The organism is Streptomyces sp. NPDC056479, assembly GCF_042795335.1.
Taxonomy (GTDB): domain Bacteria; phylum Actinomycetota; class Actinomycetes; order Streptomycetales; family Streptomycetaceae; genus Streptomyces.
The window spans coordinates 1,405,251-1,421,381 of the sequence record NZ_JBHTRZ010000001.1; the positions used below are offsets into that span (position 1 = coordinate 1,405,251).

The window sequence follows — 16,131 nt, forward strand, 5'->3', positions numbered from 1 at the left end:
ACGGATCTCGCTCCGTGCCCTGCCAACTTTCTGCCCCCTCGCTGCAGACGTCCGTCTGTCCTCTGCTCTACGGGGCGGGAGGGCGGGTCCGTCGCACGGTTTCCGCGCGTGCCGCTGCGGCGGCTTTCGAGGCTGCGCACCGGGGGAGGCTCGGGACCGCGGTCCGGTGTCGCGCGGGCTTGTGCCTCGTCCAGAAGGACGAGGCTCCGGCCAGCGTGCCCGCTTCCTGGTTGATGGAGCCCTTGCCGCCATGGACCGCCCCATGGACGAGCTGCCCGCACCCTTGTGCGCCGTGTCCTCGTCAAGGGTTCCGTACGCTGACTGCGCTAAGGGCATTGCGGATGGATCTCGGTCGGGTGGGGCAACCGGTGCTGTGTCACGATGCCTGCCCGGTGACGGTGGTCCCAGAGCAGCAAGTCGGCTGATCGCACATCGAAGCAGTCGTCGTCCACACCGTTGCCGCAGGGCAGACGATGCTCGGCATAGCGCCACCCTGAGCTGTGGATACATGCTGCGATCGATTGATGACATTCGGTGTCCGAGGTGGGGTCGTACCCCGGCTTCAGCGAATCTGCACATCGGAGTCGCAACCTCGGCGCGCTACGCGAGGGATCCGCAAAAGCGCCGACCCGATGATGCTCTGTTGATGTGGAGTGCCCTGTTCGAAGAGAGGTTGCAGTGCTGGTCGGCTCCGGTGTCGCGCGGCATATGGAGAAGCTGTCCTCGAGTCGTGCGCATGCCTGCACGGATACGCAGCCTGTTCGTTCAACGTCCCGGATGCGTGCTCCGGTTGCTTGATCACCCAGTGAGCTCCGTGCTTTCATCCTCCGCACCGCGGGAGCCGCGCGAAAGTGTCCGGGAACGGGTGTCGCGCGCCCCTGCAACCGAGGCCCGCTCTCTGTCCCCGGCGAGGCCGCCCCTCTTGTGGATCATCCATACGAAAGGGAAGTTTCCTTATGAACTCCGCTCCCCAGGTTCAGACCGTTGCGATCTCCGACGCTGCGCTCGACAACATCTCCGGAGGCCTGAACCCGCAGGCCAGCCTCGTCGCCGGCCCCGCGGCGGTCAGCAGTGCGGATGTCCTGGCTCAGCTCGACGCCGTCAAGAACGAGGTTCTGGGCGCCGCCGGCCAGTACAACCACGTCAGCGTCAGCGCCTCCCTCTGATCTGCAGTCCGATCGCCAGTCCGTGACTCCGTGCCAACCCGAGGGTGTGGTCGGGGTGTTGGCGCAGGCGGGCGGTACGGAAAGGTGAAGCTCCTGGCGGCCGCGGGCTCTTGATCAAGATCACCCGCCTCTGCCAGGAGCTTCGTGCTCGTTCACCAGTCGTCGAGCGAAGGGCCCAGCCGCCCCGAGCTCTCCGTCCGTCTGCACGGCCAGTCGACCCGGCGGCGACGGCTTGACCGAGCCGGTGCTTCTTGAGCGTTGCAAGCACAGTCGTCTCGTGCTTGATGACGCCCCCGCCGAGGTTTCACCTCGGTCTGTCCCGTACGAGAATGGTGCAAAAGCCTCGCATATGCCTGCCGCGTCACCAGTGCAGTGATCGGGGTCAGCATGTCGTCCACCACCAGCAGGTTGGGCACGCACCCTTTCGGTACGACGAGCTCCGAGAGGGCCGCGGAGCGTGACGATGCGCTGATAGATGCGGTGCTCCGGGCGGTCGAGGTGACCGGGGCCCATGCGGGCAGCGTGTTCCTGGCCTCGGATGATGGTCGCACGCTGTTGCTGGCCGCGGCGGCCGGGCTGCCGCCCTCGCTGCTGGGCGGCTGGCGGCGGATCCCGGTGAGCAGTCCGATTCCGGTGGCCGAGGCGTTCCGGTGCGGGCGGATGGTCCACCTGGCTGACGCCGAGGCGACCATGCGCAGGTTTCCCCAGCTGGCCGTCGCCATTCCCTACCCGTTCGGCTCGGCCTCCGTGCCAGTCGCGGCGGGGGAGGAGCGCTTGGGGGCTCTGGCCGTGGTGTGGGCCGCTCGGCCCGGCGGGCAGGGGCTGTCGAAGGCAAAGCGGCGCCACCTGCGCACCACGGCTGCGCGCTTGGGCGTGTCGCTGGCCGGGTTGCGAGCGGACGGTGCTGATGGAGTGGGCGGCTTGGGCGGTGATGCGCTGGAGATCGCGATTCCCGCCACTTCCGCAGTGCGGGTGGGCCTGTTCGACTGGGACGTGGCCACCGGAACCTTCGTCGCCGACGCCACCGTGCGTGCGATCTTCGGTCTGGCCCCGGACGAGTACGACGGACGGGCGGCCACCCTCGCTGCTCAGGTACACCCAGCGGACCGTCCCGCATTCCGGGCCGCCGCCCGAACCGCGGCCAAGGAAGGCCGTGTCCTCGCTCAGTGTCTCCGCATCCCGGAAACGGGCGGCGGGCATCGAACCGTGGAGCTGTGGGGGCGAATAGCCGGCTCCACTTCCGAGGGCGAAGCGAGCTCCCACCTGGTGGGAGGGGTGCTGGACCTCGGGACCGGGATGGCCGCCGTCGCGGCCCTGGAGCGGCTCGCAGACGGATTTTTCGCGCTCGACCGGGAGTGGCGGATCTCCTATGCCAACCACCGACTGGTGCGGATGGTCCACGTGCGCCGTGGTGATCTGGTGGGCCGGCGCCCCTGGGAGGTCCTGCCGGGCTTGGCCGATCCCGAATACGAAGACCGTTTCCGGGCCGCGCAGGTCTCCCAGCAGACTGTCAGCTTCCTCGCCCGCGGCCCGGACGGGTGGCTGACGTTCTCACTGCGTCCGGATGCTCAGGGCATTACCGGATGGGTAGCCGCAGCCGCGCCCCCGGATCCGGCAACCGAGCGACCCGACCTCGCCACGGCCGCAGGAGGGCCCACTCCGGTCGCCACCAAGCCCTCGCCGGCGCGTCCCGGTGCCTTGTATCGCGTCCTGGAGATGAGCAGTGCGCTGACCGAGGCGGTGACTGCGCGTGACGTGTGCGAGGTCGTCGCCGACCAGTTGCTGCCGGCCTTCGGTGGCCAACGGGTGGCCGTCTACGTGGTGCGCGAGCGGCGCCTCCATCTGCTTCGCCAGCGCGGCTACCGCGAGAGCTTCCTGGAACAGTTCGAGGGCCTGTCACTGCAACACAACTGGGGACCGGTGAGCGGGGCGCTGGCTTCCGGAACCCCGCTGTTCATCGAAACGCCGGACGAACTCGCACGAACCTACTCCGAACTGGAGGCCGTCTCCCGTTCCCTGGTTATCCTGCCGCTGATCGCCTCCAACCACCCCGTGGGGGTCCTCGCCCTCGGCTTCGACGGGGAACATTCCTTCCCTGCGCAGGAGCGCAGCCTGCTCACCGCACTCAGCGGCCTGATCGCGCAGGCACTGGAACGCGCTCGGCTGTACGACGCCAAGAACGCCCTCGCGCACGGACTGCAGAACGCCCTGCTCCCGCAGGAACTGCCCGCCCTTAGCGGCATACAGGTCACCGGCCGATACGTGCCCGCTACGCGCGGGATGGACATCGGCGGCGACTGGTACGACGTGATCCCCACCGACCAGGGCATCGCGCTCATCGTCGGCGACGTCGAGGGCCACAACGTCGCCGCCGCAGCCACCATGGGCCAACTGCGCAGCGCGGTACGGGCGTTTGCCACCGCCGGCCACACACCGGCCGAGGTGATCGCCGGCACCAACCGCCTCCTGATCGACCTCGGCCCCGACCATCTCGCCAGCTGCTGCTACGTCCTTCTCGACCCGGGCAAAGCAGTCGCCGACGTAGTCCGGGCCGGACATTGCCCACCTCTGCTGCACGAGCCCGACGGCGCTACGGACATCCTGGAGTTGCCCGGCGGTCCGCTGCTTGGCATCGACCGCAGCGCCCACTATCCGCAGACTCGGCTGACCCTGTCGCGCGGCTGCATCCTCGCCCTCTACACCGATGGGCTGGTCGAAACCCGTGATGCAGACATCACCATCGGCCTTGACCGGCTGCGCACCCGACTCGCCCACGCCGACATGGACTCCCTGGACGACCTCGCCGACACCCTCCTGCACAGCGCCCGCCATGCGCCGAATCGCACCGACGACATTGCGCTCCTCCTCACCCAGTACAGCCCCAGCTCGCGACCGTCCGATCGGTGACCCTGCACCGAGCTGCACAGCAGGGTTCGATGGGATGCGGGCGGTAACGGCCGGTGGCCGCCTGCGTGAGGTGTGCAAGCCTGGCCAGCAACGGAGGCTGAGAATGGACAACGACATACGGAGGCGAGCGATGCGGACGGCCTATCGCGAAGACTTGGAATCGATCACTGACGGACTGGTGGAGATGGCCCACCTGGTCGGCTCGGCCATCGGCCGGGCCACCACCGCTCTCCTCGATGCCGATCTACAGCTTGCCGAGAGCGTGATCTCAGCCGACGAGAAGGTCGATGACCTGCAACGTGATCTGGAGAACCGGGCGATCGCTCTGCTGGCTAGGCAGCAGCCGGTCGCCAGGGATCTGCGGATCGTGGTCACCTCACTGAGGATGAGCGCAGACCTGGAACGGTCGGGAGACCTGGCCCAGCATGTGGCCAAGCTGGCGCGGCTGCGCTATCCCGAGCGGTCGGTGCCGCGCGACCTACGCCGCACGATCCTGGAAATGGGCCAGCTGGCGCAGCGTTTGATGGCGCAGGCCGCCGAGGTGCTCATCACTCATGACATCGAGGCGGCGCGCCAGTTGGAGCAGGACGACGACCGCATGGATGAGCTGCATCGCCTGATATTCCAGCATCTGATGGACGAGCAGTGGCACCACGGCGTGGAAACGGCTGTGGACGCCACGTTGGCAGGCCGCTACTACGAGCGGTTCGCCGACCACGCCGTGTCCGTGGCCCGGCGTGTGGTCTACCTCGCCACAGGGGAGCACGCCGACGAACCGCCCAGCGACTCGCCCGCAACCGCCTGACCCTGCCCATCTCCCACAGTCCCATCAACGACTCGACGAGACTCGGCAGAACCATTCCGCTCCGGACAGCCGATACCTCTGGCTCTTCTGCGCGAGGGGCGGTGTGTCAGGTGGTGATGGTGGCGACGGGTTCGAGACCGTGGGTTCGTGCGTAGCCGTTCTCAGTGCCGACGAAAAAGTCGATGACATCGAAGTAGCGGTACCTCTGCGCTGTGCCCTCCAGGACCCTCTCCTGGTCCGGGACCGGACAGACCATGGTTCCCACCTCACGCGCCCAGGCCCTGCGCGAGGAAGCCGCCACGGTGGTACGCAGCCTCGGAGCGCTGCTCAGCCCGGCGCGAGCGTCGACCCCGCCGGCCTCCGCAGCACCTTCACCCTCCAGACCGTCGACCTGGTCGGCGCGGCTCTGGACCCCGGGCTGCTGCAACTGGCCCGGCGGGAGGTGCCGGGGGTCCAGTTCCCGATCCGGACCGAAGAACTGGAGGCCGGACCCGCGCTACGCGATGGCCGGATCGATCTGGAGATCGGATCCATCGACCACGTGGACCCCGAGACCCAGATGGAAGAACTGGTCGGCCTCCGAATGGTCGCGACCGTCCGGCCCGGCCATCCACTCACCGAAGGACCGCTCACCCCAGCCGGCCTGCTGCCGCCCAGCACGTCGCGGTCAGCCGCCGCGGCCGCTTCACCGGCCCCCTCGACACCGTCCTCGCCGAGCTGAATCTCCACCGGGGGGTCAGCGTCGTTCTCCCCAGCCACCTGGCCGCGATGACCCTCGTTGCCTGCAGCGACCTCGTCTGCCTCGTACCCGCCGCCCCCCCCGGCGCGGCCCCCTCGGCCCTCACCCACGACGCGAACGCCCTCGGACTGCACCTCCTCGACATCCCGCTGGCGCTGCCACCACTGACCATCGGCATGGCCGGGCACCCCCGACACACGGCCGACGGCGCCCCACCACTGGCTCCGCGACACCCTCCGCCGGACTCTCTGCACACCGACAGCAGCTTCTGAGATCACCGCGGCGGACGCCAACGACCCCGAGTAGTACGACACCGCCGAGAAGCCCGACCAGGCCGCCAGCCGGGCCCGGCGGGGGAAGGTCGGCGGCTGGCCGCTCGGTTCCGGCAAGGAGCGCAACACGACCAGGTTGACCTGCAGCCTTCCCGCCCCTCCGAACCCGCACTGGCCCGCCGGTGCCGTGGAACCGGGCGCCCGTCCGGCGCGGCAGCCGGTCCCTTCCTCTGTCGGCCAGCGGCCCAACCAGCCGAGATGGTCCGCCAGTTGGCCTGGTGAGCCGTCATGATGTCGAGGCTGCAAGCGACGTTTGATCCGGCCCCGTGGGAGTGGCTCACCCGCTCGGATGCGCTCGGCGGGCAACTGGTCGCGGGGGTGTGCATGGTGAGTTCATGAACACTACACCTCACCCCAAGAAGGCAGTTTCCCGGATTCCGCGAGCACTCGCGGTGTGTGCCGCCGTGGGCATCGCTTGTGCGGCGGGGGTGGCAACTGCCACATCTGCCGTGGCGGCGACGCCCGCTACGCACGTCGCCGCCAAGGCCGTCCCAGCCTACGGCGGCGAGGACGGCGAGCACTTCCAGTGCGGCAACGGCCTCCTGCCCATCCTGAACTTCTGCAACTGACGGACAACCGAGGGCAGTTCCTGCCCGCAGACCACACAACCGCACATGGAGGAGGCCCACCCACCCCCGGGGCGGGCAGAACAGGGGGCAGGATCTCTCTTCCTGACCGTACTGTCGGCCACAACTGGAGGCCTGCGCCCACTGCGCCGGCCGGGGCGGCAAATGCTCAGTGATCGAAGAACTCAATGGCCGTGATGACTAGCCTCGCGTTCTCACGAGGCAGAGCGTCCGGTAGGTGATCATAAACGCGAAGAGTGCTTCTGACCTGCGGTGATGGGACTATCTAGGGTCCAAATTCGTCGCATGAAGGGAGCACTCTTCGGGTGAAGAATGGCACCGGGTCGTACTCGCGTGTCCGCGTCGAGCGCGGTGGCCGCGGGATGGTGTCCCAGGCTGAGACTGTGCTGTTGGTGGCGACGGTCCGCAAGTCCGGTCTTGATGAGGCAATTTCGGCGGCGACCTGGCGCAATCCGCGGTTGGTGCTTGAGCCGGGCAAAATCCTGCTGGATGTGCGCCCTCGTTCGCGCTGAGCGGGACTGACTGGCGGACGTGGGCATGCTGCGGGCCGAATCGTCGGTGTTCGGGCGGATGCGGCGGCTCGGGCTTAAGTCCGCGAATGTGTAGGGATGTTGGCATGTGACGCGGCACCGCTTGGACGCAGAGCAAAGCCGGGGGACCGGGGTACGAACGAGTCGCGGCATCTCCTGTCCGACGCACCGCCGTAGGCTACGACGGCCCGCCTTCAGCAGGAGAACGCTCAGCACTGCCATCGGCGGAGCCGCAGCAGCCCTCGCGGCACTCATGGCAGGCAGAGCGGCCACCGTTGCTGTACCTGTTCGGCGGGTATCGGGCCCCCTGCCCGCTGCGTGACGCCTGTTCCTGGTTGAGGAATGGGCCTCAGACAGCGACCGCCGCGCCAAGACCATCTTCCCGCCCAAGGCCACGCATCGGGAGAAGTGGCGCCCGGCATCGGACATGCTCGACACCCTGTTGCAGCGCATCGGCTGGAGCGGGCAGGTGCCCTCCGCCAAGGCCATCGAGCGGAACGAGGTGAAGATCGCCGTCTGGAAGGAAGAGCAGTCGCCCGTCATAAAGGGGGCGGCGGACTTGGGGCGCCTGGCTCTGCTCCGAGGACGAAGCCGGCCAGGGCCTGAGGCCGCGCCCAAGGGCCGCACCTGGAGCCGCCGGGGCCCCACACCCCGGTGGTGCGGGTCACCACCGGGGGCATCAAACGTGTCTCGATGGCGGCGCTGATCTGCACCAAAGCCGGCCACCGGCCACGGCTGATCCACCGCATCCAGCTCGACGGTGGTCCCGCCAAGGGCCGTCGCAAGGGCTTCACCGAGACCGACTACGCCCGCCTGCTGGATGCCGTGCACCAACCGCTTGGCGGCCCCATCGTTCTGGTCGGGGACAACCGGAACACACATGTCAGCCGCACCATGCAGGTTCTTGTCGCCGCCCGATAATGGCTGATCGTCTACCAGCTGCCGCCATACGCCCCCGAGTTCAACCCCGTCGAGGGCGTGCGGTCGCACCTGAAGCGGTCGCTCATCGAGGGCCTCATCGCCAAGCCCGGGCTCGACCTCCAACCGCCGTAACCTCAGTTAAAGATCTCTAGCAGCACCCTCCGTCACCACCGAATGTGAGACAGGGTCGTTGGATTGACACACCCACCGCCCTGACAGCCGTTCGGGCACTCCGGAAGAGTTGCGTCGGGCTTTCAGCGGGTGATCGAGATTGCGAAGGGTGCGAATCCGCTGGATCGGATCACGTGTGGTACGAACAGGATCGCGGCCTCGGCCGCCCGCGCGGTCTCGATTCCGCCGAGGTCCGTGATCCACTCCTGCCGCCAGCTGAGGTCGGCGAGAAGCCCGCGTACGACCTGCTTGGCCTCCGGGTCCTGGCCGGAGAGGAAGGCGGTCGGTGCCTGGGCGAGCGCGGCGGGAGCGGTCATGACCGTGTAGAGCATCGTGTTGAGCGTCTTGACGACGCGCGTGTCGGGGAGCGCTTCTTGGAGTTGCTCCGCGAGGCTTGAGCCGGGGTAGAGCAGGTCGGTCGGCAGTCCGTCTGGTCCGTCGACGGTGGCGTTGGAGACGTCCACGAGAATCTTGCCCCGCAGTTCCTCGCGCAGCGCGATGAGCCGCTCCAGCGAGCCGGCGCCCGGGGTGGCGTTGATGACGATCTGCGCTGTCCGGGCGGCGTCGGCGGCAGAGCCTGGTGAGCGGTCCGCCACGGCCACCTTGTGCCCGGCCCGGGTGAGGGCTAGGGCGAGGCTGCCGCCGACGCGGCCGTTTCCGAGTACGGCGATCATGGTCATGCTGATGTGGTCCTTCCGGTGCTTGTGGTTCTCGTGGGAGTCAGCGGGAGAGCGTGGTGACGGCTTCGGTGTGCACGCCGGGCGCGGCGGCCAGGAAGCTCTCGCTCTGCGGGGTCCAGGTGCGGCCCTGGGCGTCGGAGATCTGCCCGCCGGCCTCGGTGACGAGCAGCGCTCCGGGCAGCAGGTCCGCGCGGGCGCCGGCGAACTGCCAGAAAGCGTCGATCCGGCCGGCGGCCACATTCAGCAGGTGCAGGGTGGCGGGCACGGATGTCCGCACCACGAGCGCATCGAAGAGCATCGCGGTGATCGAGGAGCCGATGCGCCGCACGACCTTCTCGTCCTCATCCGGCCTGGCCTGGCTCGTGGCTACGAGGCTCAGGCCGAGGTCCGTGGTCTGGGACACGTGCAGCGGGCGGCCGTCGAGGTGTGCGCCGGCGCCGGTGAGCGCGGTGTATGTCTCGCCGGTCAACGGCAGATGAACTGCGGTGAGCACAGGCTGGTTGTCGCGCACGAGAGTGGCGGTCACCGCCCACTCCGGCAGGGCGTGCAGGTGGTTGACGTTGCCTTCGGCCGGATCGAGGACCCACCATTCACCGGGGGGCAGGGCCCCGCCCGCGAGCTCGTCCTCCACAAAGCCGGCGTCCGGGCGCAGGAGGGCGAGGCGGGGGCGCAGGACGTCAAGGGCCGCGTCGTCATTGGCGGCGAGCGCGAGCATCAGCTCTTCGCGGGTCTCGTAGCGGACCACGTCGCCGAACCGCTCCCGCAGCGCCGAACCCGCCGCGCGCACGGCGATCGCGGTCTGCGCCAGCAGGTCGGCGTCGGACCCGAAGCCGGCGGTTGCAGCAATTCCGGTGGTCTGAATCGACTCGGGCATGGCGGTGCTCCCATCTGAGTAGGGGGTGATGAGGCGGACCAGACGAAAACCGTGTTTCCTTCGCGCCCGCATCTCGAAGGTAGGAGGACCCATCATTAACTGCAAGTGCATGTAAAGCACGGCTAGGATGAGTCTCATGCAATTGGATTTGAACCTGCTCGCCGCGCTCGATGCGCTCCTGGAAGAAGGCAGCGTGGCCGGAGCAGCTGAGCGCCTGCACGTCACGGCCCCCGCGATGAGTCGAAGCCTCGGCCGGATCCGGCGCACGACGGGGGATCAGATCCTGGTGCGCACCGGGCGCACGATGACCCCGACGCCGTACGCGATCGCCGTCCGGGAACAGGTGCACGAGCTGCTGCAGCAGGTCCAGGGCGTGCTGGCACCGAGCCGCGAACTCGACCTCACGACGCTCGAGCGCACCTTCACACTCCGCTGGCACGATTCACTCGTCGCCCTCAGTGGCCCCGCGCTTCTCGCGGCCGTATGCAAGCAGGCGCCGGGCGTGCGTTTGCGCTTCATCGCGGAATCGAGCGTCGACACCCCCGGGCTGCGGCGCGGCGAGGTCGACCTGGAGGCGAACGCGAACCGCCCGACGGCGCCCGACATTCGCGCCGATCGGGTGGCTGAGACCCAGCACGTCATCGTTGTGCGGCGGGGGCACCCGCTCACCCGGGTCAAGGCTGTCACCGCTGCGAGGTACGCCGCGGCCGATCACATCACCGTCTCGCGGCGCGGAAGGCTCGGCAACGCCCTCGACGACGCTCTCGCGCGGCTCGGCCTCACCCGACGGGTAGTGGCGACCGCGCCCACCGAAGGGGCCGCGTTCGAGTTCGTGCGCGGCTCCGACCTCATCGTCACAGCCCCCGAATCGACGACGCGTTCAGCGGCCACGGTTCTCGGTCTGACCCTGCTCCCACTGCCGTTCGAACTGCCACCGGCCGTGGTGTACCTGTCATGGCATCAGCGCTATGACACCGACCCCGCACACATCTGGCTACGCGATCTGGCGCGGACCGCGTTGGCGCCCCGGCCTAACCCACACCCTTAGAGACAGCGGCCGCACGCCACTGTGCTGTGCGAGGGCCGCTCGCGGCGGTGCGTCGGGTGATCGTCGAACCTGACTGGTGGCGTGCCCGAGGGGGGGGGTCGCCCAGGGCGGCGTGTCGATTCCTGTGGCGTTGTGCGTGGGTACGCGGGGCCACGATGGGGGAGAGGACCTCGTCGTTGGTGTGGCCGGGCTGGCCCGTGGTGTGCGTCGCGCTGCGGCCCACCGGCGCGTTCAGCCTCCCCGCGGTCTCCGTACGAGACGGTGCCGAGGCCACCGCACGACGGGTTCACCGCCTCGCACCGAGTACCGATTCCTCCCCCCGCGCGCGGCAGGCCCTCCCTGTCCCCTGGGAAACAGCCCCTCCGGAGGGGACCTGACGCAAGCCCGGTGGCCGACCGGCAGGTGTGCTGTCCGCCACCGTCCATCCAACCCGCGGCCGTGCCGCACCAGGTCGGAAACAGCCGGATGAGCAGAGCCAGGGCCCAAACGGCTACGACCCACCAAGCCGTCTGGGTTTCGGTGTTTGTCGGCCAGATTCAGGCAGGTCACACGTGGTCTGCCGGAAGCTGCTGGCCGAGCGGCGGGTTGTATGTGTAGCGCCGGAGCTGCGCCGCCTGGCGGCCGGCTGCCTTCGCCAGGCTTTGTGTGCGGGCCCGGACCCGGCCGAGGTCGCCCAGAGGGCAGGGAACAGCTTGATGTTCTCCCGTCCCCATAGGCGAAGTCTCTCTACGACCGGCCCGGCGCAGGGTTCAGTATTGTTCGGTCTCCACGAAACCCGCGTCCGCGTCGTCGTCGGCGCCGAAGGCGTCGGCAGCGGCCGTGGGGTCGAATCCGGGCGGGCTGTCCTTGAGACCCAGGCCCATGCCGGCCAGCTTCGCCTTGACCTCGTCGATGGACTTCGCACCGAAGTTACGAATGTCGAGGAGGTCGGCCTCGGAACGAGCCACGAGCTCACCCACGGAGTGGACGCCCTCGCGCTTGAGGCAGTTGTACGAACGGACGGTGAGGTCGAGTTCCTCGATCGGCAGCACCAGATCGGCGGCAAGGGCGGCGTCCGTGGGGGACGGGCCCATGTCGATGCCCTCGGCGTCGATGTTCAGCTCGCGGGCGAGACCGAACAGCTCGACCAGGGTCTTACCGGCGGAGGCCATGGCGTCACGCGGACGCATCGCCTGCTTGGTTTCGACATCGACGATCAGCTTGTCGAAGTCGGTGCGCTGCTCGACACGCGTGGCCTCGACCTTGTACGTGACCTTCAGAACCGGCGAGTAGATCGAGTCGACCGGGATGCGCCCGATCTCCTGACCGACCTGCTTGTTCTGCACGGCGGAGACATAGCCGCGGCCACGCTCGACCGTGAGCTCCATCTCCAGCTTGCCCTTGCCGTTCAGCGTGGCGAGGACGAGGTCGGGGTTGTGTACCTCGACACCGGCCGGGGGCGCGATGTCGGCGGCGGTGACCAGACCCGGACCCTGCTTGCGCAGGTACATCACGACCGGCTCGTCGTGCTCCGAGGAGACGACCAGCTGCTTGATGTTGAGGATCAGGTCGGTGACGTCCTCCTTGACGCCCGGCACGGTGGTGAACTCGTGCAGCACGCCGTCGATACGGATGGACGTGACCGCCGCACCCGGGATCGAGGACAGGAGGGTACGACGCAGGGAGTTGCCGAGGGTGTAACCGAAGCCCGGCTCCAGCGGCTCGATCACGAACCGGGAGCGGAACTCGTCGACGACCTCTTCGGTCAGGGACGGACGCTGAGCAATCAGCACGAGGTGTTGCCTCCAGTGGTTTGGCGCCCGCTATGTGACGCCGTAGACACCATGAAGGGTACGTCCGATAAGGGCGATCCGGTCGCCACACAGGCCGGACCACCCGCCACCAACCCAGCGAAAGGGCTTCGGGACTCCTTTCCGCCCGTCGCTCCGACGGCGATTCTGCCTTGCCCGCGTCCAGCTCTCGGGCGCTCATGACAGCCGGGCAGGCTCGGTCACGATCTGGTGATGTCGTGATCATGGCCTGGGCCTTGGCCGGGCTGGTTGGCAGGGGTGGTGTGCACCGCTCACGGCGCTGTGCTCAGCCGATACGTCCCGGCACGGAACCGCGAAGGGAGCCGGCTGTATGCAGCTAGCGCCCCCTGGAGTCAGCGCCGGGGCGTGGTCCCTTTGCGTGTCTACCTGACAGATGTCAGGAAGGCACGGCAGCGCAGGCCGAATACGTTCCCCTACGCGCTGCTGTGCATCGGCGCGTGAGCCCACCGCTTAGCGGCGGGCGCACACGCCAGGTGACCAACCGGTGTGCCCCATGTCCGTTGCTTCCCGGCGCACCCGTTGCCCGGGGGCGGCCCAGCACCCGGACCAGTTCCTAGTTGCCTCTTGTTTCGTCAGGAAAGGAATTGCATGTCCAAAATGAAGCGCTACGCATCCCTCGCAGCTGCAGCCGTGGCTGTGTTGTCTGTGGGCTTTGCGGGACCGGCATCCGCGGAGACAACGCGCACCCAGGCGGCCTTCGGCGAACAGGCCCGGGCTGCCGGCCTCAGCCGAGACGATGCCAAGGCTCTCCAGACGAAGGTGGACCGCTACCTTGCCCGCCACGACGGACGGCAGGTCGCGGCGAATGAGATCGTCCTGGCCGAAGGTGCCACGCTGACGGTCACCGTTCCCGGCGAGAAGTATGTGCGTGAGCTGAGCACGTCGGCCGGAAGCCGTGCCGCCGCGGCGCAGTGGGAGTGCGCCGACGAGTACTTCTGCATGTACCGCCAGCAATTGGGCATGGGCGACCGACTTGCCCTGTACTACTGTCAGGACTACGCCCTGCAGGACTGGACCGGCGAGGGCTCTTACTACAACCTCCAGACCCGTGGCACCCAGGCACTGCTCAAGAACCAGAACCGTACGGTCATCCACGTCACGCCTGGCGCTCCCTATGGCAACCCGAGCTATGACTGGACCCCCGTCTGGTACGTCAGGCCCTGCTGATACCGCAGAGGGACTTCGCCATTCCCGCAGGTCAGAGGCGTAGTTTCGAGCCTCGTGGGTTGACGTGGCATCAGGAACGGTTCGAGCAAGCCGGTCGGTTCGGCGGGCGAGGCCGCACACGGTCGGGTCGTGATGGCGGACTTCGTTACGGGGCCGTGGACGACCGAGCTGGAGGAGTTGTTCCTGCGGGTGGGCAGCCGGTTTGCCCGGGTCGAGGTGCGGCGTCCGATGCGGAACAGACGTGCACCAGGGCGATTGGATCGCCGCCCATGATCTGGAGAAGGTCGTCGCCAGGGCCGGATGCAGCGAGGCAACGACACAGCCGAGCGGCTGCTTATGGAGCTGATGCTCATGGTCGCTACCTGGCAGGACCGTCTGCATCGCCCTGCCAACCACGAAAGGAGCCTGCCCGGACGTACCGGGACATGCGAGGACGTCCAGGGGCCGGACCCTGATACATGTCAGGTGTCGCGGGGCGGGTGACCGATCGTACGGTCACCAAGGGTGAGCGAGGGCCGGCCGGACTGCCGGTCGCCCGCGCACGCCCACCACACTCGCCGACACACGAAAGAGGACTCATGAGCCGCCGATCGCTCAGGACACTGCTGGCCGCCGGGAGCGCCGCCGCGGTGATGGCGCTCCTGCCGACCTCCGCCCACGCCGCCTCGTTCTCGGGTGGCAACTACGGGGCCTACGGGATGGAAGGGCAGTACCCGACCACGAACTACTGCACGGGCACGTTCCGGCAGGTCGGATCCACTCAGTACGCCGGGAACATGGCCCTGAAATACTTCTACTCCGACAAGTGCGGCTCGTTCGCCCGGATCGAGAACTCCCGGGAGAACTGCGTGGCCGTGCTGCAGCGTTCCAACGACGGCGTGGGCCGCAACGACGGCTGGGTCTCCGAGACGGTCGATGCGGGCATCAACTACGCCTACACGAAGATGGGCAACAACCTCAACGGCCGTGTGTCGCGAGCCGTCCTCTCCTGCGACGGCCACGACATGGCTTGGACCGCCTGGTACTGAGCACGGGCTGCGGCGGGCTACCGGCCCTTCCGGTGACCCGCCGCAGCTGTGTGTGGGGGAAAGCTGGTCAGCAGTCCGGCAGTCGGCGCTCTGGGCCGCACGAAACTCCGCTGGACCTTGGCCGTCGACAACGGCGAGCTGGCCGCCCTGGAGGGCGCCGCTTCATGGTCAGCCACTCTTCGTTCGCAGCGATGAAGTCCCGTAGTGGGCGCGTCAGGTGGAGGCGGACGTTGTCCCAGACCAGCACGACAGGGCCGCCGAGCTGGATGCGGGCCCGGACGATCAGGTCGCGGAAGTCGCGCCAGCAGAAGCCTTTCGGCTGGTCTTTGCGCCCTGTGTACTCCCGGACCGCGCAGAACATCCGTGACCGTTCATCGGGCTTGTAGCAGGTCATACCCGCCATTGACACCCGTCTGGAGCCGCGGCCGCGCACTCGCACGACCGGCCTGCAGCCCCAGCGGCCCGAGGTCCTGGCGTGCGGCGGAGTCAGCCACTGCCCAGCCTCCTCGGCTCAGTGGCGACTGCGACCCTTGCACAGTCAGCCTCCACCGCATCGAGCCCATCCCTCACTGAGGTGTGGCCACAACCCCTCAGTTGGCCACTATGAGCGTGGTAGTTGGCCAGAGAGATCCGCCTGGCCAAAGGCTCTCGGTAGGGCGGGGGCCGGCAGCGAAGCCCGGGAGAACTTCCGGTGACGCGATGCTGGGCCACCACCATCGACCTCTCGTTATAGCGGTCACTCGTAACACAATGGTTCCCGCATCCGAGGTGTGGTCATGAAGAGCCGTCAGCCGCTGCTGGTCACCGCCGCCGTGTTGCTCCCGGCGGCGCTGCTGACCGGCACCACCGCCTATTCCGCCGACTTGCCGCCGCCCACGGTCACGGCTCCGATCACGTCCGGCGCGCCCTTCTGGTCCGCGTCCGCTCCCGAAGCCGTGCCCGCGGCACAGTCGCCGTCGCCGACCATGTCCGGACCGGCGTCCCCGTCCCAGACAGCCTCCCCCTCCACATCCCTGCCGCGATGGACCGAGGAGGACTGTGAACTGTATGAATACAGGCGTGGGGACCAGGGCCTGAGGCTCACACTCTCCGGCCTCCCTGCGGACATCACGGCAGGCAGCCGCTGGCACGATTTCGCCATGCGGGTCGAAAACCTCACGGACACCACCTTCGACGACCTGTTCTTCGTCCTTCTCAGAAACGCGGTCGATCGCATGGACGACCCGGACGAGATGTACTCAGCCGCATGGTCGCCGAAAGGGGCGCGCCTCCAGCCGCAGCCTCCACGGACGAACCGCAATACGGCTTGTGCTTCTTGGTGCGCGCAGTCCTGGCCGCTGTCACATTAAAGGAAGTGTCCAGCGC

The 16,131-nt window shown here is 68.1% G+C and carries 14 protein-coding genes and 2 pseudogenes; 12 read left to right on the forward strand and 4 right to left on the reverse strand.

The features are described 5' to 3' along the window. Nucleotides 1–956 precede the first annotated feature (956 nt). From ACFQ6S_RS06115 to phoU, 3 genes are all read left to right on the forward strand, one after another. Nucleotides 957–1,166, forward strand: coding sequence for a hypothetical protein (locus tag ACFQ6S_RS06115; protein WP_383404181.1), 210 nt, complete (start codon nucleotides 957–959; stop codon nucleotides 1,164–1,166). 387 nt (nucleotides 1,167–1,553) lie between these two features. Then, entirely contained in the window at nucleotides 1,554–4,073 is a 2,520-nt protein-coding gene (locus ACFQ6S_RS06120; protein WP_383404183.1) for a SpoIIE family protein phosphatase, read from the forward strand. Between the two features lie 130 nt (nucleotides 4,074–4,203). Further along, on the forward strand, nucleotides 4,204–4,878 hold the full coding sequence (phoU, locus tag ACFQ6S_RS06125; RefSeq protein ID WP_383404351.1) for a phosphate signaling complex protein PhoU: 675 nt from the start codon (nucleotides 4,204–4,206) through the stop codon (nucleotides 4,876–4,878). 106 nt (nucleotides 4,879–4,984) lie between these two features. Here the strand turns inward: phoU and ACFQ6S_RS06130 are convergent, their stop codons facing one another. Further along, nucleotides 4,985–5,101 carry a darcynin family protein gene (locus tag ACFQ6S_RS06130; protein ID WP_383404353.1) on the reverse strand — a complete coding sequence of 39 codons (117 nt, stop codon included), beginning with the start codon at nucleotides 5,099–5,101 and terminating at the stop codon, nucleotides 4,985–4,987. Here ACFQ6S_RS06130 and ACFQ6S_RS06135 point away from each other — a divergent pair. The 5 genes and pseudogenes from ACFQ6S_RS06135 to ACFQ6S_RS06155 all read left to right on the forward strand — a co-directional run. After that, nucleotides 5,084–5,923: pseudogene (locus ACFQ6S_RS06135) on the forward strand (LysR substrate-binding domain-containing protein); the annotation flags it as partial. The gene ACFQ6S_RS06130 and the pseudogene ACFQ6S_RS06135 overlap by 18 nt on opposite strands. 361 nt (nucleotides 5,924–6,284) lie before the next feature. Next, nucleotides 6,285–6,518, forward strand: coding sequence for a hypothetical protein (locus tag ACFQ6S_RS06140; RefSeq protein ID WP_383404186.1), 234 nt, complete (start codon nucleotides 6,285–6,287; stop codon nucleotides 6,516–6,518). 323 nt (nucleotides 6,519–6,841) lie between these two features. Further along, a pseudogene (locus tag ACFQ6S_RS06145) lies at nucleotides 6,842–7,103 on the forward strand (IS1380 family transposase); the annotation flags it as partial. 390 nt (nucleotides 7,104–7,493) lie between these two features. Then, entirely contained in the window at nucleotides 7,494–7,772 is a 279-nt protein-coding gene (locus tag ACFQ6S_RS06150) for a winged helix-turn-helix domain-containing protein (protein ID WP_383404189.1), read from the forward strand. Continuing rightward, nucleotides 7,760–7,987, forward strand: a complete 228-nt coding sequence (locus tag ACFQ6S_RS06155; protein ID WP_383404193.1) for a transposase — start codon at nucleotides 7,760–7,762, stop codon at nucleotides 7,985–7,987. Before ACFQ6S_RS06150 ends, ACFQ6S_RS06155 begins: the two co-directional genes overlap by 13 nt. Before the next feature lie 254 nt (nucleotides 7,988–8,241). Here the strand turns inward: ACFQ6S_RS06155 and ACFQ6S_RS06160 are convergent, their stop codons facing one another. Together ACFQ6S_RS06160 and ACFQ6S_RS06165 are read right to left on the reverse strand one after the other, a co-directional pair. After that, on the reverse strand, nucleotides 8,242–8,838 hold the full coding sequence (locus ACFQ6S_RS06160) for an NADPH-dependent F420 reductase (RefSeq protein WP_383404196.1): 597 nt from the start codon (nucleotides 8,836–8,838) through the stop codon (nucleotides 8,242–8,244). A 40-nt stretch (nucleotides 8,839–8,878) separates the two neighbouring features. Continuing rightward, nucleotides 8,879–9,712, reverse strand: coding sequence for an inositol monophosphatase family protein (locus tag ACFQ6S_RS06165; protein WP_383404198.1), 834 nt, complete (start codon nucleotides 9,710–9,712; stop codon nucleotides 8,879–8,881). Nucleotides 9,713–9,848: 136 nt separating this feature from the next. On the opposite strand from ACFQ6S_RS06165, the gene ACFQ6S_RS06170 reads away from it, so the two are divergent. Beyond that, the gene (locus ACFQ6S_RS06170) at nucleotides 9,849–10,760 is read left to right on the forward strand and encodes a LysR family transcriptional regulator (protein WP_383404201.1); all 912 of its coding nucleotides are present in this window, start codon (nucleotides 9,849–9,851) and stop codon (nucleotides 10,758–10,760) included. A 749-nt stretch (nucleotides 10,761–11,509) separates the two neighbouring features. Here the strand turns inward: ACFQ6S_RS06170 and ACFQ6S_RS06175 are convergent. Then, nucleotides 11,510–12,532, reverse strand: a complete 1,023-nt coding sequence (locus tag ACFQ6S_RS06175; RefSeq protein ID WP_383404203.1) for a DNA-directed RNA polymerase subunit alpha — start codon at nucleotides 12,530–12,532, stop codon at nucleotides 11,510–11,512. 627 nt (nucleotides 12,533–13,159) lie between these two features. On the opposite strand from ACFQ6S_RS06175, the gene ACFQ6S_RS06180 reads away from it, so the two are divergent. The 3 genes from ACFQ6S_RS06180 to ACFQ6S_RS06190 all read left to right on the forward strand — a co-directional run bounded on the left by ACFQ6S_RS06180 (nucleotide 13,160) and on the right by ACFQ6S_RS06190 (nucleotide 16,115). Beyond that, nucleotides 13,160–13,738 carry a peptidase inhibitor family I36 protein gene (locus ACFQ6S_RS06180; RefSeq protein WP_383404205.1) on the forward strand — a complete coding sequence of 193 codons (579 nt, stop codon included), beginning with the start codon at nucleotides 13,160–13,162 and terminating at the stop codon, nucleotides 13,736–13,738. A 578-nt stretch (nucleotides 13,739–14,316) separates the two neighbouring features. After that, nucleotides 14,317–14,766 (forward strand): hypothetical protein, encoded by a 450-nt coding sequence (locus tag ACFQ6S_RS06185; protein WP_383404207.1) that lies wholly within the window; start codon nucleotides 14,317–14,319, stop codon nucleotides 14,764–14,766. Between the two features lie 770 nt (nucleotides 14,767–15,536). After that, complete coding sequence (locus tag ACFQ6S_RS06190) at nucleotides 15,537–16,115, forward strand: hypothetical protein (RefSeq protein WP_383404209.1); 579 nt, start codon at nucleotides 15,537–15,539, stop codon at nucleotides 16,113–16,115. Nucleotides 16,116–16,131 lie beyond the last annotated feature (16 nt).